This is a genomic window from Actinoallomurus sp. NBC_01490, from assembly GCF_036227085.1.
Taxonomy (GTDB): domain Bacteria; phylum Actinomycetota; class Actinomycetes; order Streptosporangiales; family Streptosporangiaceae; genus Actinoallomurus; species Actinoallomurus oryzae.
In genome coordinates, this window is the sequence record NZ_CP109433.1 from 3112697 (window position 1) to 3135167 (window position 22471).

Annotated in this window: 25 protein-coding genes; 9 read left to right on the forward strand and 16 right to left on the reverse strand. The window is 71.4% G+C overall.

The features are described 5' to 3' along the window. Positions 1–6: 6 nt before the first annotated feature. From OG417_RS14975 to OG417_RS14995, 5 genes are all read left to right on the forward strand, one after another. Entirely contained in the window at positions 7–624 is a 618-nt protein-coding gene (locus tag OG417_RS14975; RefSeq protein ID WP_442875749.1) for a class I SAM-dependent methyltransferase, read from the forward strand. Positions 625–746: 122 nt separating this feature from the next. Next, the gene (locus OG417_RS14980) at positions 747–1466 is read left to right on the forward strand and encodes a GntR family transcriptional regulator (RefSeq protein ID WP_329255793.1); all 720 of its coding nucleotides are present in this window, start codon (positions 747–749) and stop codon (positions 1464–1466) included. Beyond that, positions 1463–2461: an ADP-ribosylglycohydrolase family protein gene (locus OG417_RS14985; RefSeq protein WP_329255795.1), complete on the forward strand. Its 999-nt coding sequence runs from the start codon at positions 1463–1465 to the stop codon at positions 2459–2461. The genes OG417_RS14980 and OG417_RS14985 overlap by 4 nt, the downstream gene beginning before the upstream one ends. 38 nt (positions 2462–2499) lie before the next feature. Continuing rightward, complete coding sequence (locus OG417_RS14990) at positions 2500–3957, forward strand: purine-cytosine permease family protein (protein ID WP_329255797.1); 1458 nt, start codon at positions 2500–2502, stop codon at positions 3955–3957. Next, positions 3954–4874: a PfkB family carbohydrate kinase gene (locus OG417_RS14995; RefSeq protein WP_329255799.1), complete on the forward strand. Its 921-nt coding sequence runs from the start codon at positions 3954–3956 to the stop codon at positions 4872–4874. Before OG417_RS14990 ends, OG417_RS14995 begins: the two co-directional genes overlap by 4 nt. Here the strand turns inward: OG417_RS14995 and OG417_RS15000 are convergent. Next, positions 4871–5419: an NADAR family protein gene (locus tag OG417_RS15000; protein WP_329255801.1), complete on the reverse strand. Its 549-nt coding sequence runs from the start codon at positions 5417–5419 to the stop codon at positions 4871–4873. The genes OG417_RS14995 and OG417_RS15000 overlap by 4 nt on opposite strands. Positions 5420–5474: 55 nt before the next feature. After that, the gene (locus OG417_RS15005; RefSeq protein ID WP_329255803.1) at positions 5475–6362 is read right to left on the reverse strand and encodes a hypothetical protein; all 888 of its coding nucleotides are present in this window, start codon (positions 6360–6362) and stop codon (positions 5475–5477) included. A gap of 331 nt (positions 6363–6693) precedes the next feature. Here OG417_RS15005 and OG417_RS15010 point away from each other — a divergent pair, with 331 nt between their 5' ends. Further along, positions 6694–7125 (forward strand): Uma2 family endonuclease, encoded by a 432-nt coding sequence (locus tag OG417_RS15010; protein ID WP_329255805.1) that lies wholly within the window; start codon positions 6694–6696, stop codon positions 7123–7125. Between the two features lie 3 nt (positions 7126–7128). Here OG417_RS15010 and OG417_RS15015 read toward each other — a convergent pair whose 3' ends face one another. The 7 genes from OG417_RS15015 to OG417_RS15045 all read right to left on the reverse strand — a co-directional run bounded on the left by OG417_RS15015 (position 7129) and on the right by OG417_RS15045 (position 14835). Then, the gene (locus tag OG417_RS15015; protein WP_329255807.1) at positions 7129–8379 is read right to left on the reverse strand and encodes an MFS transporter; all 1251 of its coding nucleotides are present in this window, start codon (positions 8377–8379) and stop codon (positions 7129–7131) included. Next, complete coding sequence (locus OG417_RS15020; RefSeq protein ID WP_329255809.1) at positions 8376–9044, reverse strand: helix-turn-helix domain-containing protein; 669 nt, start codon at positions 9042–9044, stop codon at positions 8376–8378. Before OG417_RS15020 ends, OG417_RS15015 begins: the two co-directional genes overlap by 4 nt. 71 nt (positions 9045–9115) lie before the next feature. After that, a complete protein-coding gene (locus OG417_RS15025; protein WP_329255811.1) occupies positions 9116–10234 on the reverse strand; it encodes a prenyltransferase in 1119 nt (372 codons plus the stop codon). Next, a complete protein-coding gene (locus tag OG417_RS15030) occupies positions 10221–10970 on the reverse strand; it encodes a class I SAM-dependent methyltransferase (RefSeq protein ID WP_329262304.1) in 750 nt (249 codons plus the stop codon). Before OG417_RS15030 ends, OG417_RS15025 begins: the two co-directional genes overlap by 14 nt. Positions 10971–10983: 13 nt before the next feature. Then, entirely contained in the window at positions 10984–12240 is a 1257-nt protein-coding gene (locus tag OG417_RS15035) for a glycosyltransferase family 4 protein (RefSeq protein WP_329255813.1), read from the reverse strand. A 107-nt stretch (positions 12241–12347) separates the two neighbouring features. Next, a complete protein-coding gene (locus OG417_RS15040) occupies positions 12348–13550 on the reverse strand; it encodes a cytochrome P450 (protein ID WP_329255815.1) in 1203 nt (400 codons plus the stop codon). A 49-nt stretch (positions 13551–13599) separates the two neighbouring features. Further along, positions 13600–14835 (reverse strand): cytochrome P450, encoded by a 1236-nt coding sequence (locus OG417_RS15045; protein WP_329255817.1) that lies wholly within the window; start codon positions 14833–14835, stop codon positions 13600–13602. A 518-nt stretch (positions 14836–15353) separates the two neighbouring features. Between OG417_RS15045 and OG417_RS15050 the strand changes: the two genes are divergently transcribed. After that, positions 15354–16889 carry a hypothetical protein gene (locus OG417_RS15050; protein ID WP_329255819.1) on the forward strand — a complete coding sequence of 512 codons (1536 nt, stop codon included), beginning with the start codon at positions 15354–15356 and terminating at the stop codon, positions 16887–16889. 12 nt (positions 16890–16901) lie between these two features. On the opposite strand, the gene OG417_RS15055 is transcribed toward OG417_RS15050, so the two are convergent. The 4 genes from OG417_RS15055 to OG417_RS15070 form a co-directional block, all read right to left on the reverse strand. Further along, the gene (locus OG417_RS15055) at positions 16902–17495 is read right to left on the reverse strand and encodes a helix-turn-helix domain-containing protein (RefSeq protein ID WP_329255821.1); all 594 of its coding nucleotides are present in this window, start codon (positions 17493–17495) and stop codon (positions 16902–16904) included. Between the two features lie 216 nt (positions 17496–17711). Then, the gene (locus OG417_RS15060; RefSeq protein ID WP_329255823.1) at positions 17712–18869 is read right to left on the reverse strand and encodes a steroid 3-ketoacyl-CoA thiolase; all 1158 of its coding nucleotides are present in this window, start codon (positions 18867–18869) and stop codon (positions 17712–17714) included. A gap of 113 nt (positions 18870–18982) precedes the next feature. Next, on the reverse strand, positions 18983–19222 hold the full coding sequence (locus OG417_RS15065) for a DUF397 domain-containing protein (RefSeq protein ID WP_329255825.1): 240 nt from the start codon (positions 19220–19222) through the stop codon (positions 18983–18985). Next, a complete protein-coding gene (locus OG417_RS15070) occupies positions 19223–20089 on the reverse strand; it encodes a helix-turn-helix domain-containing protein (RefSeq protein ID WP_329255827.1) in 867 nt (288 codons plus the stop codon). 189 nt (positions 20090–20278) lie between these two features. Between OG417_RS15070 and OG417_RS15075 the strand changes: the two genes are divergently transcribed. Then, positions 20279–20797, forward strand: coding sequence for an ATP-binding protein (locus OG417_RS15075; protein ID WP_329255829.1), 519 nt, complete (start codon positions 20279–20281; stop codon positions 20795–20797). 11 nt (positions 20798–20808) lie between these two features. Here the strand turns inward: OG417_RS15075 and OG417_RS15080 are convergent, their stop codons facing one another. The 3 genes from OG417_RS15080 to OG417_RS15090 form a co-directional block, all read right to left on the reverse strand. Further along, the gene (locus tag OG417_RS15080; protein WP_329255831.1) at positions 20809–21078 is read right to left on the reverse strand and encodes a DUF202 domain-containing protein; all 270 of its coding nucleotides are present in this window, start codon (positions 21076–21078) and stop codon (positions 20809–20811) included. After that, entirely contained in the window at positions 21075–21419 is a 345-nt protein-coding gene (locus OG417_RS15085) for a YidH family protein (protein WP_329255833.1), read from the reverse strand. The genes OG417_RS15080 and OG417_RS15085 overlap by 4 nt, the downstream gene beginning before the upstream one ends. A 212-nt stretch (positions 21420–21631) precedes the next feature. After that, positions 21632–22126, reverse strand: a complete 495-nt coding sequence (locus tag OG417_RS15090; RefSeq protein ID WP_329255835.1) for a hypothetical protein — start codon at positions 22124–22126, stop codon at positions 21632–21634. Between OG417_RS15090 and OG417_RS15095 the strand changes: the two genes are divergently transcribed. Next, positions 22113–22382: a hypothetical protein gene (locus OG417_RS15095; protein ID WP_329255837.1), complete on the forward strand. Its 270-nt coding sequence runs from the start codon at positions 22113–22115 to the stop codon at positions 22380–22382. The genes OG417_RS15090 and OG417_RS15095 overlap by 14 nt on opposite strands. Positions 22383–22471: the final 89 nt, after the last annotated feature.

Consider the following 22471-nt stretch of genomic DNA (forward strand, 5'->3'; position numbering starts at 1 on the left):
CCGCCGATGCCCGACGACCTGCGGCGGGCGGCCGAGGCGGCCAAGGGGTTCATGCCGCCGGCCGAGGGGCTGGCGCTGTACGAGACGGCGCTGGAGTACGGCGCGCGCGGCCCGGTGTTGGAGGTCGGCACCTACTGCGGCAAGTCCGCGATCTATCTCGGCGCCGCCGCGCGCGCGGTCGGGTCGGTCGTGGTGACCGTCGACCACCATCACGGTTCGGAGGAGAACCAGGCCGGCTGGGAGTACCACGACGAGACCCTGGTCGACCCGGCCACCGGTCGCATGGACACGCTGCCGGTCTTCCGCAGGACGATCGTCGCGGCCGGACTGGAGGACCGGGTCGTCGCGGTCGTCGGCACGTCGGAGACGGCCTCGGCGCTGTGGGGCAAGCCGCTCGGCATGCTGTTCATCGACGGCGGGCACGCGGAGGACCTGGCCCAGGCCGACTATGACGGCTGGGCGCACCACGTGATGCCGGGCGGGGCCCTGGCGTTCCACGACATCTTCCCCGACCCGGCCGACGGCGGCCAGGCGCCGTACCGCGTCTACCGGCGCGCGCTGGCGACCGGCCGGTGGACCGAACGCCGCATCGAGGGCTCCCTGCGCATCCTCGAACGCCGCTGACGTCCGTACGACTGCCCCGTACGACGGACTCGCCGGGCTCTGGAAACTCGCTCTTGAACAAAGTGCCATGTCAGGCGTACCTTGCTGGACATGTTTGAACAGGTTTGGGTGCAGGGGTAGACATGGTGGACAACGTGCATGGGCTCAAACACGAGAACATCGCCCAAGCCCTCGCCCGGGAGATCCGGACGGGCAAGCTCAAGCGCGGCAGCCGCCTTCCCGGCGAGCACGCGCTCGCCGCGCGGTTCTCGGTCAGCCGGAACACCATCCGGTCCGCGCTGACCGCGCTGAGCCGGGAAGGGCTCATCTCCACCCGCTCGGGAAAGGGGTCGTTCGTCACCTTCGACGGGCGGCCGCTCGACGACCGGCTGGGCTGGGCCCGCGCCCTGGCGGCCCAGGGCGTGTCCACCGAGACCCGGATGCTGCGCCTGGAGAGGGTCGACGATCCCGGACTCGCCGGCCGGCTGGGCCTGGCCTCGTCCGCGTTCTTCGCCGTCGACCGCGTCCGTACCCTGACGGGCGGGCCGGCGGTCTCCCTCGAGCGCAGCCGCATCCCCGCCACCGGCGACCTGCTCGACCTGCCCGCACGCGGCCTGCTCGACGGGTCGCTGACGGCGACGCTGGCGTCCGCCGGGCTGCACGCGGACCACGGCGACGAATGGGTCACCGCCGCGCCGCTGGACGAGACCGACGCCGCCGAGCTGGGGCGGAGCCCCGGTGAGTGGTTCCTGCGCGCACGCCGCGTCAGCTGGACCGCCGCCGGTGAGCTGGTGGAACACGTCGAGAGCCGGCTCGACCCGGTCCGGTTCGAGCTGCACCTGCGCTTCGGGAGCACCTCATGACCGACGCCGGCGCCCGTGCCGCCGGGGCGCTGTACGGACTGGCGATCGGCGACGCGCTGGGCATGCCGACCCAGTCGCTGTCCCGGGAGCGGATCCGGGGTGACTTCGGCTCGCTCACCGGGTTCGAGCCCGCCGCCGCGGACCATCCGATCGCCGCGGGGATGCGCGCGGGATCGGTCACCGACGACACCGAACAGGCCGTCCTGCTCGCCCGGCTGCTCATCGACGGGGCCGGGCACGTCGATCCGGGGGCGCTGGCGCGGGCCCTCCTGGACTGGGAGGAGGACATGCGCCGCCGCGGTTCGCTGGATCTGCTCGGCCCGTCGACCAAGCGCGCCGTCGCGGCGGTCGCCGCCGGCACGCCGGTCGAGGAGGCGGGCCGATACGGGGACACCAACGGCGCCGCCATGCGGATCGCCCCGGTCGGCATCGCCTCCGGTGGCGAGCCCGCGGCGCTCCTCGACAGCGTCGTCGAGGCCAGCCGGGTGACGCACAACACGAGCGTCGCCCTCGCCGGAGCCGCGGCGGTCGCCGCCGCCGTCAGCGCCGGGATCGACGGAGCCGACGTGAAGGAGGCCGTCCAGCGCGCGGAGGAGGCCGCGACGGCCGGCGCCCGCCGCGGTCACTGGATCGCCGCCGCCGACGTCGCCTCGCGCATCCGGTGGGCCGGTGAGCTGGTCGCGGGCCGTCCCGCCGAGGCCGCCGCGGCCGACATCTACCGTCTGGTCGGCACCAGCGTCGCCACCCAGGAGTCCGTGCCGGCCGCGTTCGCCGTGCTGGCGGTGTATCCGGACGATCCGTGGCAGGCGTGCCTGCTCGCCGCGTCCCTGGGGGGCGACTGCGACACCATCGCGGCCATCGCCGGAGCGATCGCCGGTGCCTGCCACGGCGTCGGCTCCTTCCCCGACGACGCCCTCACCACGATCCTCAACGTCAACCGGCTCCCTCTCGACGAGCTGGCGCGCGGCCTGCTGGCCCTGCGCGCGCGGGCGTGACCGCCCACACCCGATCCTCCTCCCCGAAGAAGGCCCCCATGACCAGCGACAACAAGGTCGGTGCCGTCGAGACCCGCGGCATCGAGCCGGTGCCCGACGGCGACCGGAACGGCAACCCGCTCCAGCTCTTCTGGGTGTGGTTCGCCGCCAACATCTCCATCCTCGGGCTACCCCTCGGCGCGACGCTGGTCGCGCTGCGCGGCATGAACATCTGGCAGGCCGTGCTCGTCGGCGCCATCGGCTCCTTCGGGTCGTTCGCCGTCGTCGGGCTCATCAGCGTCGCGGGCAAGTGGGGCGGCGCGCCGAGCATGACCCTGTCCCGCGCGGTGTTCGGCCCGCGGGGCAACCACGGGCCGACGCTGGTGTCGTGGCTGTCGCGGGTCGGCTGGGAGGTGGTGAACACCACCACCGCCGCGTACGCGCTGCTGGCGATCCTGCACATCGCCTTCGGCGTCGGCGCGAGTTCGGTGCTCACCGTCGTCTGCCTGCTCGCCTTCGTGGCCCTCACCCTGCTCGTCTCCGGGCTGGGTCACGCCACCCTGGTGTGGATCCAGCAGCGGGCGACGTACGTCTTCGGCGTCCTCAATTTGATCGTCGGCGGCTTCCTCGTCACGAAGGTGCACTGGCACACGGTCCTGCACGCCCCGGCCGCGCCGATGAGCGTGATGATCGCGGGGATCGGCGTGATCGCCGGCGGAACCGGCATCGGCTGGGCGAACGCCGGCGCCGACATGGCGCGCTACCAGCCGCGACGGGTCTCCGGCGGCCGCATCGTGGCGGCGGCCGCGGCCGGCGCGGGCATCCCGCTGGTGCTGCTCATCACCCTGGGCGGCCTGCTGTCGACCGGCGACCACACGCTCGCCGCCGCCTCCGACCCGGTGGCGGCGATCCAGGCCATGCTGCCGTCCTGGATGGCCATCCCGTACCTGCTCACCGCCTTCGGCGGCCTGCTGCTGTCCAACCACCTGTCGGTGTACTCCGCCGGGCTCACCATGATCACTCTGGGCGTCCGGGTCCGCCGGGTGATCGCCGTCGGCGCCGACGTGGTGCTCACGCTGGCCGGCGGCGTCTACCTGATGCTCATCGCCAAGAACTTCTACGGCCCGTTCATCACCTTCATCTCGCTGCTCGCCGTGGCGATCACCTCCTGGGTCGCGGTCTTCCTCGTGGACATGCTCACCCGGCGGGAGTACGACCCCGCCGGGCTGATGGACACCACGCGCGGCGGCCTCTACTGGCACCACGGCGGCGTGGCGTGGTCGGCGTTCGTCGCCTGGGCCGCCGGGATCGTCATGGGGCTGATGCTGACCGTGGCCCAGACCTCCGACACGGACGTGTGGTTCTCCGGGCCGCTGGCCAAGACCTGGCCCGCGCGCAACGGCCTCGGCTGGCTCGTCGCGTTCGCCGTCGCCGCCGTCATCTACCTCATCCTCCAGGCCGTGACGGGCCGCGGCACCGCGTCGCGCCGGGCGCGGGTGAGTGAGGCGGCGTCGTGATCGATCGGCTGGTACACGCCGGAAACGTGGTCATCGACCTGGTCATGGAGATCCCGGCGCTGCCGCGGCCCGGTGGCGACGTGCTCGCCACCTCCAGCCAGGTCACGCCCGGCGGCGGCTACAACGTCATGGTGGCGAGCGTCCGGCAGGGTCTGGAGGTCGCCTACGCCGGCGGTCACGGCAGCGGGCCGTTCGGTGACCTCGCCCGCACCCGGCTCGCCGAGGCCGGCATCGCCGTCCTCCAGGAGCCGACCACGGGCGCGGACACCGGCTTCGACGTGGCCTTCGTCGACGACAGCGGCGAACGGACCTTCGCCACGAGCGTCGGCGCGGAGGCCGCCCTGACGTACGAGCAGCTCGCGGACGTGCGCGTGCGCGGCGGTGACGCCGTCTACCTGTCCGGGTACGGCCTGGCCTATCCGGCCAACCGGGCGGCGCTGACACGCTGGCTGGCGACGCTGCCCGGTGACGCCACCGTGATCGTCGACCCGGGGCCGCTGGTCGCCGACATCCCCGCCGACGTGCTGCGGCGGGTGCTCGACCGGACGGACTGGTGGAGCTGCAACCACGACGAGGCGACCGCGATGACCGGTCGGGCCGACCCCGAGCAGGCCGCGGCCGAGCTGGCGCGCCGGACCGGGCGCTCCGGCGTCGTGGTCCGCGTGGGGCCGCGCGGCTGTGTGCTCGCCCGGCGCGGTGCCCCGGCCGTACGGGTCCCGGCCTTCGAGGTGAGGGCCGTCGACAGCAACGGCGCGGGCGACGCGCACGTGGGAGTGTTCGTCGCGGCGCTCGGGGACGGGCTGCCACCGGAGGCGGCGGCGCGGCGGGCCAACGCGGCGGCGGCGATCGCGGTCACCCGGCGCGGTCCGGCGACGGCGCCGACCCGCGAGGAGATCGACCGGCTCCTCGGCCTCTAGCAGCCCGCGCGGAGGGCGTCGCGGACGTCCATGAGGGCGAAGCCGAGCAGGTTGAGGCCGCGCCACTCGGACGGGCGCCGTGCCTCCGGCTGGTCCGCGGACAGGCCGATGCCCCAGACCGTGTCGTACGGGCTGGCCTCGACCAGGAGGCGGTCGCCGGTGGCGAGCAGGAAGTCCCGCAGCGCCGGGTGCCGGGTGAACTTCGCCGTGTTGGCCCGTACGACCAGGTCGTAGCGGTGCTCGGCCCAGGTGTCCTCGTCGAAGCCGCGCACCCGGCGTCCGGCGCCCTTCGCCTTGCCCGGGTCGTCCGAGGCCAGCACGAGCTGCTCGGCCTCCGCGTCGCCGAACAGCCGCGCCTTGCCCGCCATCATGAAGTGCTCCGCCGTGGCGTAGCGGACACCGTCGAGCGTGAACGGCGCCGGATACCACTGGCTGAGACAACTCTTGGCGACCCCACCGCGCGCGGGCGGCCGGTGGCCCCAGAACAGCAGCGGCTCGGGCAGGACACCCGCCTTTTCCCGCCGGATGAGGTCGTCGACGTGCATACCCCGATCTTTCCGGCCGGCGCGCCGAGCCGCCAACCCGGTTTCCGTGCCGGCGTCAGGAGGTGGGGCGGGCGCTGCCGGCGATCTTCTCCAGGTCGGTGTCGGACGTCGCGTCGGGCACACCCTGGTCGGCCATCACGATCAGTACGGACACCTCACCGCTCTTCAGGGGCACCGCGACCGCGTGCACGACCCCTCGCGGGGGAGAGCACGGCTCGTCGTCATGCACGGTGACCGTCGCGGTGACCTCCGTGGCCCCCGTTCCGCTCGCGGACGGCGCCTTCGGAGCGCTCAGCGTCACGGCCGGCGCGGAGCCGCCGGTGTCCGGGGAGTAGCCGTAGGTGGCCCACGTGCGGGCCGCGTCCTTCGCGGCGCCGGCCGGGTCGGTCCGGCCGTAGCCCGCGACGGCGGTCTGGGCCCGCCAGCTCCCGCTGTGTCCCGGGCAGTAGCCCTCCTTGTAGACCGCGACCCCGCTGCCGGCCACCTCGGGCCGTCCGTTCGGGTCCTCGAACCCGACGATCGTGTCCGCCGACTTCACCGACCAGGTGGACGGCGGCACGTCGTAGGTCAGGCCGTGCTTGACCGCGACGACGGCACGCCATCCCGGCACCTTCGCCGGCGCGGACGGCGGTGGGGACGGCACGTACGACGGGACGCGCGACCGGGTGGAGGAGGGCGACGGCACGGCGGCGGTGTGCCTCCGGTGACCCCGGGACCCGGCGACGGCGAGGGCCGCACCCCCGCCGACCACGAGCACCACCAGGACGACGACCACCGCCCGCAGACCGGCCGGCGGCCGGTCCGGCGGCGGAGGCAGGAACGTCATCCCCCCGGACCCGCCGGATTCCCCGGATTCCCCGGTCTCCCCGTACCCGGAGTCCCGGCCCGCCAGGTCGCGGCGACGCGACCGTCCGTAGCGCTGATCGTCGCCCCGCCAGACCATGCAGCGCACGCTACTGCAGCCGGTCCCGTTCGCGGGTTCGCTCCCGAAATCGCGCGGAACGTTCAGCCTCTGCAGACCATCCGCGACTCAACCGAAAGCAATCATTCGATCGCATTCAGTAATTGATTCTTATTAGGGTTGCCGCAGTCGAGACGGCGGCACGAGGGAGGTTAATCATGGTGGTTATGACCTCGTTGCCCGAGTGGCTCTATCCCGGCCCGGAGAACGGGTGGACGGCCGACGATCTCGACGCTCTGCCACCGGACGCGCCGAGGCGCGTCGAGTTGATCGACGGAGCCCTCGTCCTCAGGTCGCCGCAGAGAAGTTCCACATGCTGGTCGTCAATCTGCTCACCGACTCGCAGGCCGGCATTCGCCCGCCGGCCGGGCTGACCGTCGTCCGGGAGATGACGGTGAAGCTCGGGCTGCGGCAACGCCCCGAGCCCGACGTCATGGTGGTCGCGGACGACGCACTCGACGATCTCGACCGCACGTACTACCTGCCCGAGGACGTACGGCTGGTCGTCGAGGTCGTGTCACCGGACTCCGAGGACCGCGACCGGTTCACCAAGCCGATCAAGTACGCCGAGGCGGGCATCCGGTTCCTTTGGCGGGTCGAGCGTGACGGCCGTCGGCCGGTCGTCTACACCTACGAGCTGGACCCCTCGATCCGCGCGTATGTGCCCACCGGTGTGCATCATGGGCGGCTCCGCACCGACATCGGGTTCGACGTCGACCTGGGTCTGGACCTCGGCCGGCGCTGAACGTCACGTGGGCGAACGGTTCATCTCCCGGCTCTCCGGGCGGAGCCCGGCGACGTTCGTGGTGAGGAAGTACGCCGCGCCGCCCGTCAGGAGCACGGGCACGAGCCCGACGGAGGCCACCGCCGCCCCGCCGATGAGGCCGCCGAGCGGGATGCCCGCCCAGGCCAGCGAGTCGGTCAGCCCGCGTACCCGGCCGAGCAGTCCTCGTGGCACCCGCTCGAACGAGATCGCGCCCAGGATCGGGTTGAGGAAGCCGCCGCCGAGGCCGGCGACGGCGAACACCACGGCGACCGCCGCCGTCGGCACGCCGGCGGCGAGGATCAGGAAGCGCGGCGCCCCGGCGACCAGGAAGCCGATGAAGAACACCGGCCGACGCGGTATCCGGTGCGCCACCGCGGCGGCGACCAGGCTCCCGCACACCGCCCCGACACCGAGCACGCTGCCGACCAGCCCGATCCCGGCCGGTCCGGCGCCGGACTGCCGCGCCCAGACGGGCAGGAGCACCGACGAGAACGCCGAGTCGAGCAGGTTGGTGACGGCCACCATGATGGACAGGTTCAGCAGCAGCCGCTCTCCGCGCAGGAAGGCGAGACCTTCGCCGAGCCGCCGCCAGTAGCCCGGCTCGGCCGCCGCGTGCCGCTCCGGAGCGTGTCCCATGCCGCGCGGCAGGCCCAGGGCGATCGCCACGGACCCGAGCGCGAAGCACCCGCTGACCACGACGAGCCCGGTCAGCGCGCCGGACAGCCCGATCAGGGCGCCCCCGGCCGCCGGCCCGAAGGTGGCGGCGAGCCGCTCGGTGGTGCCGGCCAGGCCGGTCGCCCGTTCGAGCGGCACCCGGCTGCGTTCGGCGGCCTCCGGGACGATGACCTCCTTGGACAGGTCACCCGGCCCGCGCGCGGCGCCGATCACCGCGACCATGGCGGACAGTGTCCAGAAGGACAGCAGGTGCAGCGCGTGGAACAGCGGGATCAGGGCGAGGGCGGCGCCGCTGACCGCGTCGGCGATCCAGGAGACGGTCCGCGGCCCGGCCGTCTCCACCAGCGGTCCGGTGAGCGCCTTGACCGTGACGTACGGGGCCATCTCGCAGAAGGCCGTCACACCGGTCTTGGTGGCGCTTCCGGTCGTGACGAGGACGAACCAGGGCAGCGCGATGGCCGAGATCCGGGTGCCGGTCTGCGACACGGTGAGGGCGGCGAGGATCCCCGCCAGGGGACGGAGGCTCCGGCCGCCGCCCGTGCCGGCGCGGTGCCTCACGGCGTCTCTCTCGCCGGGCCGCCGTCGTCTCCCGGCGCCTCAAGCGCGGAGCCGCCGGCGGGCAGGCCCGGTTCGGGCAGCAGGTGCAGGACGAGGGTGACGCGCTCGGCGTCCTCGGGCGCGGTGGCCGCCGCCTCCGGCCGGTCCGGCCGGTACCGGGCGAGCACCGCGCTCAGGTCGTCCAGGAGGTTCTGCGCCTCCCCGGGGCTCAGGCGCAGGGACCAGTCGCTCAGGTCGAACACGTCCCGCCACGCATGGGGGAGCGTCTGGAACTCGTTCAGCGCCTGCTGGGTCTGCAGCACGTTCACGGCCGCGATGGACTGCAGGTAGGCGAGACCCGCCTCGGGGTCCTGGCTGAGCAGGTCCATGTCGGTGAGCCAGGTGCCGCGGTGCGCCGCGCGCCACCAGCGCTCCCGCGCGTTGCCCCGCCCGGTGTCCTCCTCGACGAAGCCGGCGGTGCCGAGCTGGCGCAGGTGGTAGCTGGTCGCCCCGGAGGTCAGGCCCATCCGCTCGGCGAGCCGCGTGGCCGTCGACGGACCGTACTTGCGCAGCAGCCAGACCAGCTGGACGCGCACCGGGTGGGCGAGGGCGCGCAGCCCCTTCGCGTCCAGGACCACGTCCAGCCGGGGGTCGGGCCGCAGGCGCGCTTCGTGTTTCTCGGCCATGTGCCGACACGGTAGACCGCAAAGAAGTCTTTGCAAAGATGTGTTGGCGATCCCGTGGCCGGGTTTTCCGGTTAACGGCGGGTGCGGAGTGAGTCGGCGAGGGACCGGGCCTCGCAGCCGCAGGCGACCGGGTCGGCCGGGCCCGCCGGGCCCAGGTCGCGGCCGGCGATCTCCTTGAAGAGGCGCGCGGAGGGGGAGCCGCCCACGAGGGCGTCGGCGGCGAGGATCACCGCCGCCGCCGTGTACGTCGACCGGTCGCTCGGGAAGTGGCGTTCGTTGGCGTACTGCCAGCCCGTCCAGTACGACCCGTCGTCGTGCCGCAGGTGCTGGATCGTGGCGAACAGCTCCAGCGCCCGGGCGGTGTCGCCCATCGCGTCGAGCGCGAGCACCAGCTCGCAGCTCTCCGCCCCGGTCACCCACGGCTGGTCCGAGACGCACCGGCAGCCGAGGCCCTCGACGACGAAGGCGTCCCACCGCTCGTCGATCCGGCGGTACGCCGGGGCGCCGCGCAGGGGACCGCCGAGGATCGGGTAGTACCAGTCCATCGAGAAGCGGCTCTTGTCCGCGAACGCCTCCGGGTGGCAGGCGACGACGTGGCCGAGCTGGTCGGCGGCCAGCTCCCAGTCCGGCTGCGGCTCGTCGAGGCGTTCGGCCAGCGCCACCGCGCAGCGCAGGGACTGGTAGATCGAGGAGCACCCGGTGAGCAGGGCGTGGTCGGCGACGGAGCCGTCGGCGTTCCGCATCCACATGATCTCGCCGCGGGCGCTCTGCAGGCCGAGCGCGAACTCCACCGCCCGGCGTACGGACGGCCACATCTCCCTGGCGAACGCGAGGTCACCGGTCAGCGTGAGCTCGTGCCAGACGCCGACCGCGAGGTACGCGGCGTGGTTGGACTCCCCGCCGGGCTCGGTCACCTCGCCCATGACCCACTTGGCGGGCCAGGAGCCGTCCTCGCGCTGGACGCCGCGCAGCCACGCGTACGCGCGGCGCGCCGGCTCGGTGAAGCCCGCGACGGACAGGGCCATCGCGGCCTCGACGTGGTTCCAGGCGTCCACGTGGCCCGGTACGCCGTCCACCGGGGCGAACCACGGGATGGCGCCCGAGGGCTCCTGCTGGGCGACGATCGACTCTGCGGTGGCGACGAGGTCTGCGGAGGTCAGGATCCCGGGTACGGCCTCAGGCCGCCGCATGGGCCTGCTCCCGCGACGCCGGGACGGCGGGCTTGGTGAAGTAGACGACGACGCTCTTGCCGATGACGGGGTTGAGCACCTGCTCGGCCAGCCGGGTGGCGAGCGGGCGCTTCATGATGTCCCAGACGAGCAGCTTGTGGTAGGCGCTGGCGAGCGGGTGCTCGTCGTTGTTGACGCCGACGGCGCACTTGATCCACCAGTACGGCGCGTGCAGGCCGTGCGCGTAGTGGTGGCCGCCGACCTCGAACCCGGTCGCCTTGAGCTTGGCCTCCAGCTCGGCCCGCGTGTAGATGCGCACATGGCCGCCCGGCGCGGTGTGGTAGTCCTCCGACAGCGCCCAGCAGATGCGCTCGGGCAGCCATGAGGGCACGGTGACGGCCAGCCGACCGCCCGGCCTGAGCACGCGCAGGAGCTCGGCCATGGCCGCCATGTCGTCGGGGATGTGCTCCAGCACCTCGGCGGCCACGATCTTGTCGAAGGAGTCGTCGGGGAACGGCAGGCTGAGCGCGTCTCCCGTCACGGTGCGGGCCGAGGCGCCCGGGGGCACCTCGCCTTCGAGCTCCATCGCGCCGAACATGCGGGCGACTCCGGCGAGCTCCTTCTCGTCGCGGTCGAACGCCACCACACAGGCGCCGCGCCGGTAGAGCTCGAAGGCGTGCCGGCCGGCGCCGCAGCCCATGTCGAGCACCTGCTCGCCGGGCGCGACGTGGAACCGGTTGAAGTCCACGGTCAGCAGGGCCGTGCTCCTCTCAGACGGTGCCCGTACGGCGGCGGGCGATGGCGTCTCGGTAGTGGCCGACGGTGGCCCGCGCGACCGCGGACCAGGTGAACCGCTCCTGTACGCGGGCGTAGCCGGCGGCACCGACGCGCTCGCGCTCCTCCGGCGAGTCGTGCAGGCGCCGGAAGACGGCGGCCAGCTCCTCGACGTCGCCCGGCTCGACGAGGATCGCGGCGTCGCCGACGACCTCGGGCAGCGCGCCCGTACGGCTGGCCACGAGCGGCGTGCCCGAGGCCATGTGCTCGACGGCCGGCAGCGAGAAGCCCTCGTACAGCGAGGGCACCGCGGCGATCTCGGCACTGGCCAGCAGCTCGCCCAGCTCCTCGTCGGAGATACCGGAGACGAAACGCACCCGGTCGCCGAGGGACAGCTCCCCGACGAGCTTGTCGGTCGGGCCGCCGGGCGTCGGCCGGCCGACCACGATGACGTGCACGTCGCGCTCGGTGGCCAGCTTGGCGACCGCGCGCAGCAGCGTCGCGACGCCCTTGAGGGGGGAGTCCGCGCTGGCGACGGCGACGATGCGGCCGGGGACGCGCTCGCCGCGCGGGTGGAAGAACCGGTCGTCGACGCCGAGCGGGAGGATGTGCACCTGCTCGGGCGCCACGCCGAAGTCACGGACGATGTCGTGCTTGGAGGAGCCGGAGACGGTGAGGATCGGCCCGATCCGGGCGGCGACGCGCGCCTGCATCCGGACGAAGCCGTACCAGCGGCGCTTGCCGAACTGCTCCTTGAAACCCTTGGCGGCCTGGATCTCGATGCGCCGGTCGACGCTGATCGGGTGGTGGATGCTCGTCACGAAGGGCAGGCCGAGGCGCGGAATGCCGAGGTTGCCGTAGCCGAGCACCTGGTTGTCGTGCACGACGTCGTACGAGTGCCGGCGCGCCCGCAGCTCGCGCAGCACGCGGAGGCTGAAGGTCAGCGGTTCGGGGAACCCGCCCGTGCGCATGTGGGCGAACTCCAGCACGTCGATCCAGTCGCGGAACTCCGCCAGTTGCGGGGTGCGAAAGGGGTTCTCGTCGGCGTACAGGTCCAGGCTCGGCACGCGGCGGAGCGTGATCTCGTCGCGGTCGAGCTCGGGGTACGGCTGGCCGGAGAAGACGTCGACGTGATGCCCGAGGTCGACGAGCTCGCGCGACAGGTGACGGAGATAGACACCCTGACCGCCGCAGTGCGGCTTGCTCCGGTAGGAGAGGAGCGCGACGCGCAACGGTTCGTCTGCCTCGTTCACGTCCGGTCCTCCCGTAAACGCACACTCAGTGAACTATGACCATAGCCTGACCTGTCCGACCTGCGCGTTCGATATTAGGCACAGAGTCTAAAAGGTGGTGAACACCACTAACCGATCCGTACGGGCATCTCCTTGATGCCGTTGATGAAGTTGGACCGCAGCCGGCGGACCTCGCCCGCCGGGGAGATGTCGGGCATCCGCTCCAGCAGGGTCTCGAACAGCACGCGCAGCTCCAGCCGGGCCAGATGGGCGCCCAGGCAGAAGTGCGGGCCCCCGCCGCCGAACCCGATGTGCGGGTTGGGGTCGCGGCCGACGTCGAAGGTGTACGGGTCGGCGAAGGCGCTCTCGTCGCGGTTGGCCGAGGCGTAGAACACGACGACCTTGTCGCCCTCGGCGATGCGCCGCCCGCCCAGCTCGGTGTCGCGGGTCGCGGTGCGGCGGAACAGGTTGACCGGGCTGACCCAGCGCACGATCTCGTCCGGGAACGTCTCCGACAGCCGTTCGCCGCCGGCGGCGCGTTCGTCGCGCAGCCGCCGCCACTGCTCCGGGTGCTCGAAGAAGGCGAGCATGCCGCCGGACGCGGCGTTGCGCGTGGTCTCGTTGCCGGCCACGGACAGCAGCATCACGAACAGGTCGAACTCCTCGACCGACAGCTCCTCGCCGTCGTGCGGCTGCAGGAGCCGGGTCACGATGTCGTCGCGCGGCTCCTCGCGGCGGCGTACGGCCAGCTCGTTGGCGTAGGCGTACAGCTCGCCGGCCGCCTCCATGCCGTCGTCGCCCGGAGTACGGAACTCCGGGTCGTCCTGGGCGATCAGCCGGTTCGACCAGTCGAAGATCTTCTCCCGGTCCTCGGGCGGGGCGCCGAGCAGCTCGCAGATCACGTACAGCGGCAGCGGCGCGGAGATGTCGCGGACGAAGTCGACCTCGCCACGGCCGGCGAGGCCGTCGAGCAGGTCGTCGCAGATGCCGCGGATGTGATCTTCGAGCCGGCCGATGGTGCGGGGCGTGAAGCCGCGGTTGACGATCGCCCGCTTGCGCGTGTGCTCCGGCGGGTCCTGGTTGAGCATCATCATCCGCTGGAGCACCAGATGCTCCTCCGTCGGCTCGTTGAACAGCGCGAGCCGGCGGTGAGAGGAGAAGATCTCCGGGTGCCGGGAGACGTGCACCACGTCGTCGTAGCGGGTGACGGCCCAGAAGTCCGGATTGCCGGGATGCCGATAGACGGGCGCGTGCTCGCGTAGCCATCGGAATTGCTCGTGCGGGATACCACCGGTCGCGTACAGGTCGGGGTCGACGAGGTCGATGTTCATGGCGCCGCCCTTGGGGGTCGGGGTATCCCGAGCGTAAACGACAACGCGGCTAAATGAAACGTGTTCTAGTAACGCGTTCTGAGGGGGTGAACCGGACCGGCATCTCCTTGATGCCGTTGATGAAGTTGGACCGCAGGCGACGCGCCTCGCCCGCCTGGCGGATGTCGGGCATGCGGTCCAGCAGCAGCTCGAACAGCACGGTCAGCTCCAGCCGCGCCAGGTGCGTGCCCAGGCAGAAGTGCGGGCCTCCGCCGCCGAAGCCCAGGTGGGGGTTGGGGTCGCGGCCGATGTCGAAGGTGTAGGGGTTCTCGAAGACGTCCTCGTCGCGGTTGGCCGAGGAGTAGAACATCACCACCTTGTCGCCCTCGCGGATGCGCCGGCCGCGCAGCTCGGTGTCGCGCAGCGCCGTACGGCGGAAGAGGTTGACCGGGCTGACCCAGCGCACGACCTCGTCGGCGGTGGTCCTGATCAGGCCGCGGTTGTGGACCAGGCGCCGCCACTGTTCCGGGTGCTGGAAGAAGGCGAGCATGCCGCCCGACGCGCCGTTCCGCGTCGTCTCGTTGCCGGCGATGAGAAGCAGCAGGATGAACATGGCGAACTCGTCGGCGCTGAGCCGGTTGCCGTCGGCGTCCGGCTCCAGCAGGCTCGTCGCGATGTCGTCGCGCGGCTGTTTCCTGCGGCGTGCCGCCAGCTCGTGCGCGTACTGCAGGACCTGGGTGGAGACCTCTCGCGCGTCCTCCGGCGAGGTGGCGAAGTCGGGATCGTTGGAGCCGACCAGCACGTTGGACCAGGCGAAGATCTGCTCGCGGTCCTCGACCGGCGCGCCGATCAGCTCGCAGATGACGTACAGCGGGAAGGGTGCCGCGATGTCGCGGACGAAACAGGCCTCGCCGCGGGTGACGACGTTGTCGATGAGCCGGTGGCCGACGTCGCGGATGTGCTCCTCGAGCTGCTTGATCATGCGCGGCGTGAAGCCGCGGTTGACGAACGCCCGCTGGCGGGTGTGCTGCGGGGGGTCCATGAACAGCATCATGAGCCGGTACAGCGCGATGTCCTCGTCGGCGAACTCCTCGAACATCGACGTGCGCGCGTGGGAGGAGAACAGCTCCGGGTGCCGCGAGACGTGGACGACGTCGTCGTACCTGGTCACCGCCCAGAAGCCGGGCACGTGACCGTGCGGGTCCTCGTGCCAGTGCACGGGCGACTCGTGGCGCAGTCGGCGAAATTCCTCGTCGGGGAAGCCCTGAGTCTCGTACAGCGCGGGCGTGATGATGTCGACGGCCATCGGGTCTCCTCCGGATCGACGTTCTGAAACACGTTCTAAACCAAGCGATTGCTAGGGTCAACGTGTCGCGCGTCTCATCACGCTCGGTGGTCAGAGGAGAGTGGCCGCGGAGCCAGCGGCGGTCATTCGAGGCGATGCGGCATTCGCCTGCTCACTTCGGCGACGCGGAGTAAGATCCAGAATGGCATATCGGATTAAGCGGACATTCTTCCGCGCTGTCCGAAAGTCTGTTCCTGCACTGTTCGCTTGGCCGGAAGCGCGACGAGGGCAATGACGCCGCGATGTCGACGCACGGTGGTCGTCGAGGGCGCCGTGTCCGTTGCCACCGACTCAAGGAGTTGTGCATGACCGTCGGGGTGGAGGCCGCGTACGGGAGTCCATCCTCGTCGCCGCGGCAGAGCGGCCCGCCGGCGCGTACGGACCCCGAAGGCGCCGAGTACTCCGGATTTCAGGTGGACCATCACTCGGTCCGCCTCGCCGGACACGGGGTCGACTCCCTGAGGTCGAGGGTCGCCGACATGCAGCGGGTGGCGAAGGCGGCGTCGGACTCGCTGGACCACTTTCTGCCCTGGGGCTGCCTGGGTGAGATCTTTCTGCGCGGCAAGTGCACATCGCTGATGCAGGCTTTCCACCTGCATCTGGATCACATGGACAAGGCGCTAGGGGGCGCGGCCAAGCGGCTCGGTGACACGGCACACCGGTACTCCGAAACCGAACTCGCCATCCTGCAGGTCCTGGGCGCGGCCGGAGAGAGCACGGCAGGTGAAGAAGGTGTCCGCCGGCTCAACTGGGTATCGCAGTTCTATCAGCAGCACACCAACCTTTACTGGGGCATCAATTATCTTCCGCCGCCGTTGGGTGCGCTGGGCGCCAGCGGACTGAACTCCGCCCGCTTCGTCAGCGATCTGAAAAGCGATGACAAGTTCAACACCTCCACCGACCTCGCGGCGCTCACCTCAAGCCTCGTCACCGCCGGATTCGGCTTCTTCTCCGCCAAGACCGCGATCAGACTCAATCCGCTCGGCTATCTGACCGCGTTCGGTCTCACCTTCCTGCTCAACTACTTCCAGTGGACGAAGCGCGCGGCCGACCTTGTGACCGGCGATCCGATGCGGACCGGTCAGGCCGCGTACAACTACGACAGCCTCGCCAAAAGCTGCCACCGGCTCGCCCAGGATCTCGGCACCACCCTCAACCGGTTTCTCGGCAACGGCGCGTGGCGCGGGAAGGCCGCCGAGGCGGCACGCAAGCGACTCGAGGCACTCCGCGACGGGATCGCCGAGACGGGCCGGAGAGCCGACGACGTGGCCGCGATACTGCAGCTCACCAGCGCGATCATTGGATCCGTCGAGGGGATCGTCCGAGCGGCCATCAACGAGGTCATCACCTGGGCGGTCCTGACCTGGATGGCGGCCAGTCTGCTGGCGGCCGAGACGGGCGGGGTGTCGGAGGCCGCCGCCGTCACCAAGATCGCCCAGCGGTCGGGGGAGACGGCCACGTGGGTCGGCAGGCTGATCAGGCTGGTCGGCGACGTCTTCCGTCGCATCGGTGTCTTGATGCAGAAGCTGGTCATGTCGTTCAGGAGTGGATATCGCCGAGCCTTCGAGGCGCTGCTGAAGTCGTCCTGGGGTAAGAAGAACATGGAGTTCATCAACGGCTCCCGCTATGTGGGCGACGTCATCCGCAAGGACGCCGTGGGGCGCGGGAAGCATGCGACGATCACCAACATTCGCGCGGGGCATGTGGCCGTGAGCTGGGTGAAACAGGCGCGCCGATCCTCCCTGAACACCGTGCTCAGCGAGTGGGGGCTTTCCCGATATCTTCAGGACAAGAGCGGGAAGATGCTGGCGAAGCAGCAATTGAGGCCTCACAGCTACACCATCGCCACCAAGAAAGGGACCCGCTACGTCCGTAATTACGCGGGCATGCCGGTCGCGACCGTCCTGTTCGCCGGACCGTTCGCTCGCGGGTGGCAGTACGCCCATCGGTCCGGGAACGTCGAGTCGGACGGCGGGATCGACGACAAGCTCGGCCTCTGGTCCGCGCCGAGTTAGCCGAAAGCCGTCTTAGTTCGCCCGTTTCGGCCGGGGGTGGGCGCGTAGGTGGGCGCGTTCGCCCTGGCGGCCGAACAGGCTGAGGAGCTCGACCGGTTCGGAGTCGGCGGCGCCGAACCAGTGCGGGACGCGGGTGTCGAACTCGGCCGCCTCACCGGGCGAGAGCACCAGGTCGTGTTCGCCGAGGATGACCCGCAACCGGCCGTTGAGCACGTAGAGCCACTCATAGCCCTCGTGGGTCTGGGGATCGGGTTCCCGGCGGCGGGTGGTGGCCTGGATGATCAGCTTGTACGCCTGGATCCCGCCGGCTCGCCGGGTCAGGGGCAGCATGGTCATGCCGTTACGGGTCACCGGGCGCAGGTGGACGCGCGGGTCGCCGGTCTGTGGTGCGTCGACGAGTTCGTCGAGCGTGACGCCGTGGGCTCTGGCCAGGGGCAGCAGCTGTTCGAGCGTCGGCTTGCGGGCGCCGGACTCCAGCCGGGACAGGGTGCTCACCGAGATGCCGGTCGTCTTGGACAGCTCGGCGAGCGTGGTCTCGCGCTCCCGGCGCAGGGCGCGCAGCCGGGGCCCGACCGCGTCGAGCGCCTGGTCGAGGTCGTCTTCCATGCGAGCAGTTTGCCATCCCGGCAACGGGACTTGCCGCCGGCGCCCCGGCCGCGCTCGCCGTCGGCGTGCCGCCGGCACGGCCGCGAGACGCCCGCCGCCCGAGGCCGCGACGCCCGCCGCCCGAGGCCGCCTGAAACCGGAGCCGCCTGAAACCGGAGCCGCCCGCGGCGGGAGCCGCCTGTGACCGGAGCCGCCCGCGGCCGGAGCCGTACGGCGTCAGAGGCGTTCGAGGATGGTGGCGGTGGACAGGGCGCCGCCCGCGCACATGGTCACCAGTGCGGTCGCCGCGTCGCGGCGTTCGAGCTCGTGCAGCGCGGTCGTGATGAGGCGTGCTCCGGTCGCGCCCACCGGGTGGCCGAGGGCGATGGCGCCGCCGTTGACGTTGACCCGGTCGAGGTCCGGCTCGTGCACCGACGCCCACGACAGCACGATCGAGGCGAACGCCTCGTTCACCTCGAACAGGTCCACGTCGGCCATCGTCATCCCGGCCGCCCTCAGTACCCGCGCCGTGGACTCCACCGGGCCGTCCAGATGGAAGTACGGGTCCGCGCCGACGAGCGCCTGTGCGCGGATGCGGGCGCGCGGACGCAGCCCTCGCGCGCGTGCGGCCTGTTCCGACATCACCAGCACGGCGGCGGCGCCATCGGAGATCTGCGACGAGGTGCCGGCCGTGTGCAGGCCCTCCTCCAGCACCGGGCGGAGCGCCGACAGCCCCTCGAGAGTGGTCTCGCGCAGGCCCTCGTCGGTGGTGACCGTGCGGGTCTCGCCGGTCGGGGCGCCCTCGCCGTCGAGCACCGGCGCGTCGATCGGCGCGATCTCCCGCTCGAACCGCCCGTCGGCCCAGGCCTTGGCGGCGAGCCGCTGGGAGCGTACGCCGAACGCGTCGAGGTCGGCGCGGGTCAGGCCGCGGCGCGCGGCGACGCGCTCGGCCGCGGTGAACTGGTCGGGCAGGTCGATCGACCAGTCGTCGGGGCGCGGGTCGGCGGGCAGGACGTTGCTGCCGAGCGGCGCGCGGCTCATCATCTCGACGCCGCAGCCGATCGCGGTGTCCACCACGTCCGCGTGCACGAGCGCCGCGGCGAGGTGCACCGCCTGCTGGCTGGAGCCGCACTGGGCGTCGACCGTGGTGACGCCGGTGCGATGGTCGAGGCCGGCGTAGAGCCAGGCGTGCCGGCCGACGTGGCCGCCCTGCTCGCCGGCCTGGGTGACGCAGCCGGCGAAGACCTGGCCGACATCGGCCGCGTCGATTCCGGAGCGGGTGATCAGCGCCCGTTGCGTGTGGGCGAGTACGGCCTGGGGCTTCAGCCCGGCCAGGTGGCCGCGGCGGCGGCCGATGGGGGTGCGGACGGCGGAGACGATGACGGGGTGACTCATACGGCCTCCCACTAGAACCGGGGAGAGAAACAATAACCTGTTCTAGTGGAAGGCCGTCAGAAACCGCACTGGCATGGAGGTGTTAGAGGTAACAGGTTCTAACATCGCCGGGGTCAGACGAGCAGACTGTCGAAGTCGCCGGCCTTGGCGCCCTGGATGAGCGCCCGGATCTCCGCCTTCGTGTAGACGAGAGCGGGGCCGGCCGGGTGGCGGGAGTTGCGCACCGCGACGCTGCCGTCCGGTAGCTTCGCCAGCTCGACGCAGTTGCCCTGCGAGTTACTCCGATGACTCTTTTGCCACCTCACGTCGGGTATATCGGTGGAGGGAACGCCGTTGTAGGCGGGGTACTGCATTCATGTCTCCTGGAGAATCCTGCTGAGGATCTCGGCGGTCTCGTCCGGAGGCGCGCTGACCACACAGAGGCGTTCCATGGCCTCCATGTAGCTGTCGACGTCATCACGCCTGTCCAGGTAAAGGGCGCTGGTCAGTTGTTCGACGTAGACCACGTCCGGCAGGTCCGACTCGGGGAAACGCAGGATGGAGAAGGCCCCGGCCTCGGCGGTGTGCCCGCCGACCCGGAACGGCAGTACCTGGAGAATGACGCCCGGCAGCTTGGTGGCCTCGATCAGCCGCTCGATCTGGCCGCGCATCACATCCCGTCCCCCGATCGGACGGCGCAAGGCCGCCTCGTCCACGACAGCCCACAGTCGGGGGGATTCCCCCCGCGTGAGTAGTTTCTGACGTGTTATACGCAGGCTGACCCTTTGCTCGATCTCCTCCGGGGGTGCGGTGGAGTTGCCCAGCGAGATCACCGCGCGGGCGTACTCCTCGGTTTGCAGCAGACCCGGGATGAACTGGACTTCGTAGGTGCGGACGAGCGCCGCCGCCTCTTCCAGGCCGACGTACGTCTCGAACCAGCCCGGCAGGACGTCGCCGTACCTGTGCCACCAGCCAGGACTGTTGGCGTCCCGGGCCAGCGCGAGCAGGCTTTCGCGGTCGGTCTCGTCGGTGACGCCGTACAAGGTGAGCAGGTCCGCGACGTCACGCTCCTTGAAGCCGACCCGGCCCAGCTCCAGGCGGCTCATCTTGGAGCCGGAGGCGCGGATGGCGTATCCGGCCTCTTCGCGCGTAATGCCTTGGCGCTCACGCAACCGGCGCAGCTGGGCACCGAGGAGCCGGCGAAGAACGGTCGGTCCTCCGGCGGGCTGCGCTGTTTCCACCCCTACCTCCATGAGCATCGGTCAGCGCACAGTGTGCCACTCCCTTCGGTTCGGTGTCAGAGTGCGCACGGGCATTTGCACGTGCATCGGGCCTTGCATCTGCAAGGCATGTCGAGCAGGATAGCGCGCGGGACACGCCGATCACTGATCGCCAGGGGATCGCGGATGACAGCACACGGAGCGCGCTGGATGACAGGCGAAAGAGCAGGAAAGGCGGTCGACGAGGCGCCAGAGTGGTTGTCCACGATCACCCAGGCTGATCGCTGGCACGAACACCGTCCTCTCGAGATCCGCCCCGCTCCGCAGACCATGTCCGTCGGGCTCGCCGCCGTCGCCGAGTCGGTCAAGGAGGCCCGTGACTTCGCGCGCGCGGTGCTCCAGTCATGGGGCCTCACCGGCATGTACGACGACGTGCGCCTCGTCGTGTCCGAGCTCGTCACCAACGCGCTGCGCTACGCCGCCGGATACGCGGGCGAGCGGCACGGCGACACCCCGATACGGCTGAGCCTGTTGCACACCGGCGGCCGGCTGACCTGCGCCGTCACCGATCCCTGCGACCAGATCCCGGTGCGCAGGGAGCCCGACTGGGTGGCCCAGAGCGGCCGTGGCCTGCACCTGGTCGAGGCGTTCAGCCACTCATGGAACTGGGCGCCGCTGTCGAGCCACGGCAAGGTCGTCTGGGCCTGTTTCCTCTGCCCCGACTGTTGATCACAGTTCGATCACAACAGCAGCGCGGCCGTCAGCGCGACGAGGACGCACGCCGCCGCCACCGCCGCCGCCTCCGCCGGACCCAACGCGGGCGGCGGTTCCTTCTCCTTGAGCCGCCTCCGTCGCGCGTACGCGACCAGTGAGACCACCACCGGTCCCGCGACCGCGAACATCCCCACCGGGAGGGCCACCCGCGCCGTGATGGCCGTCACCGCCCAGGCCGACAGCGTCGTCCGCAGCCAGGCCAGCTCCGTACGCTGCGGCTGGAGTCCGGAGCTCATTTCATCGCCATGCTGAGCAGCGTCGTCGCCAGCAGTACGGCCACCCCGGAGGCGAGCAGCGCCGGCAGCGGGTCCCGGGGAAGATGGATGCCGAGACGCATGGCGAGCTGGACGCGCCGCCAGTTGCGGTACGCCGCGGGCACGATCAGCACGCTCAGCACGATCGCGCCCAGGCCGATCTCGTGGTGCCAGGGCGGCAGCCGTACGCCGCGGATGCCGCCGGCGAGCGGCACGCCGAGCGCGAGCAGGCCGAAGGCGGTCTGGATCCACGACAGGAGAGTGCGCTCGTTGGCCAGGGAGAATCGGTAGTCGGGCTCGTACCCGGGCTCCTGGCGCGCCATCTCGTATCCCTCCCTACCTGTGTCGGTCCGCCCGTATGCCTACCCGCCGCCTGTGCGGGCCGTACTCGCGGAAACGCCGGATAGCGGAGCCGGGGAGTCTCGTGATCCTCACCACCGGTGACACGTGGCCGCCTCCGGCGCTCTCCATCACGCCGCCGTGACCAGGGAAAAGGTCGGTCTGGAAACGCGGCCGGAGGCATGGCCGCACCCGCTCACGGAAACAACCTGGACTTAACCGGACATCGTGTCCGGGCACGTGAGGGGGGATGTGCTGGTATGGCGGAAGCCGGGCGAGCGACCAAAGAGAAGACCGCGCCGCGGAGCACCTCCGCGGGAAGCAAGACCTCGGCCGCGAGGGCCTCCGGCGGCGGGGGAGCCGGCGCCAGGACATCCCGTGGCAGGACCGCGGCCGGCAAGACCACGACGAGCCGCACCGCGACCAGCAGGAGCGCGAGCAGCAGGACCTCGGGCGGCGGTACGAAGAGCACGACGACGGCCAGGAGCACGAGAACGTCCGCCGCGGGCCGTTCCGGCCGGGGCGGCACGACCACCCGGACCAGGACCTCCATGTCGAAGACCTCCAGGACCCGTACGCGCGGGACCTCGGCCGCCCGGGCCGGCGGCGGCGCGACCGCCACGGCGCGGCGGCCCGCCGAGCGTCCCTCCGCCGAGACCGCCGGGATGGACGTCTCGGTGCCGGTGCTCACCCCGCACATGAAGACCGTGCACGTGCCCACTCCCGGGATGTCGTACGTGGGCGACGCCGGGAGGCTCGTCGCCGGGTACCTTCCACCGCCCGAGCGCCTGGCGTTCTACGGCGGCCTGGGCATCGCGGCGGTTCTCGGCGCCATCGACTGGCCGGTCGCCGCGGCGATCGGCATCGGCACCATGGTCGCGCGCAGAACCGGCCGTGGCATGGAGGCCCTACGCGGGCGCGCGCGGCGCTCCACCTCGCGTACCTGACACTCACCGCTCCGCGGAACCCCGCCCGCCGCGAGCCGCGCCGGCGTGGGGCCGCTGACGCACGCCACCAGCACGCCACCAGCACGTGA

What these genes read in the sequence shown, in the direction of transcription:
- OG417_RS14975 (WP_442875749.1), top strand. Translation starts at nt 7, where the DNA reads ATGCCCGACGACCTGCGGCGGGCGGCCGAGGCGGCCAAGGGGTTCATG.
- OG417_RS14980 (WP_329255793.1), top strand. Translation starts at nt 747, where the DNA reads ATGGTGGACAACGTGCATGGGCTCAAACACGAGAACATCGCCCAAGCC.
- OG417_RS14985 (WP_329255795.1), top strand. Translation starts at nt 1,463, where the DNA reads ATGACCGACGCCGGCGCCCGTGCCGCCGGGGCGCTGTACGGACTGGCG.
- OG417_RS14990 (WP_329255797.1), top strand. Translation starts at nt 2,500, where the DNA reads ATGACCAGCGACAACAAGGTCGGTGCCGTCGAGACCCGCGGCATCGAG.
- OG417_RS15000 (WP_329255801.1), bottom strand. Translation starts at nt 5,419, where the DNA reads ATGCACGTCGACGACCTCATCCGGCGGGAAAAGGCGGGTGTCCTGCCC.
- OG417_RS15005 (WP_329255803.1), bottom strand. Translation starts at nt 6,362, where the DNA reads ATGGTCTGGCGGGGCGACGATCAGCGCTACGGACGGTCGCGTCGCCGC.
- OG417_RS15010 (WP_329255805.1), top strand. Translation starts at nt 6,694, where the DNA reads ATGCTGGTCGTCAATCTGCTCACCGACTCGCAGGCCGGCATTCGCCCG.
- OG417_RS15020 (WP_329255809.1), bottom strand. Translation starts at nt 9,044, where the DNA reads ATGGCCGAGAAACACGAAGCGCGCCTGCGGCCCGACCCCCGGCTGGAC.
- OG417_RS15025 (WP_329255811.1), bottom strand. Translation starts at nt 10,234, where the DNA reads ATGCGGCGGCCTGAGGCCGTACCCGGGATCCTGACCTCCGCAGACCTC.
- OG417_RS15040 (WP_329255815.1), bottom strand. Translation starts at nt 13,550, where the DNA reads ATGAACATCGACCTCGTCGACCCCGACCTGTACGCGACCGGTGGTATC.
- OG417_RS15045 (WP_329255817.1), bottom strand. Translation starts at nt 14,835, where the DNA reads ATGGCCGTCGACATCATCACGCCCGCGCTGTACGAGACTCAGGGCTTC.
- OG417_RS15050 (WP_329255819.1), top strand. Translation starts at nt 15,354, where the DNA reads ATGCAGCGGGTGGCGAAGGCGGCGTCGGACTCGCTGGACCACTTTCTG.
- OG417_RS15055 (WP_329255821.1), bottom strand. Translation starts at nt 17,495, where the DNA reads ATGGAAGACGACCTCGACCAGGCGCTCGACGCGGTCGGGCCCCGGCTG.
- OG417_RS15060 (WP_329255823.1), bottom strand. Translation starts at nt 18,869, where the DNA reads ATGAGTCACCCCGTCATCGTCTCCGCCGTCCGCACCCCCATCGGCCGC.
- OG417_RS15065 (WP_329255825.1), bottom strand. Translation starts at nt 19,222, where the DNA reads ATGCAGTACCCCGCCTACAACGGCGTTCCCTCCACCGATATACCCGAC.
- OG417_RS15075 (WP_329255829.1), top strand. Translation starts at nt 20,279, where the DNA reads ATGACAGGCGAAAGAGCAGGAAAGGCGGTCGACGAGGCGCCAGAGTGG.
- OG417_RS15080 (WP_329255831.1), bottom strand. Translation starts at nt 21,078, where the DNA reads ATGAGCTCCGGACTCCAGCCGCAGCGTACGGAGCTGGCCTGGCTGCGG.
- OG417_RS15085 (WP_329255833.1), bottom strand. Translation starts at nt 21,419, where the DNA reads ATGGCGCGCCAGGAGCCCGGGTACGAGCCCGACTACCGATTCTCCCTG.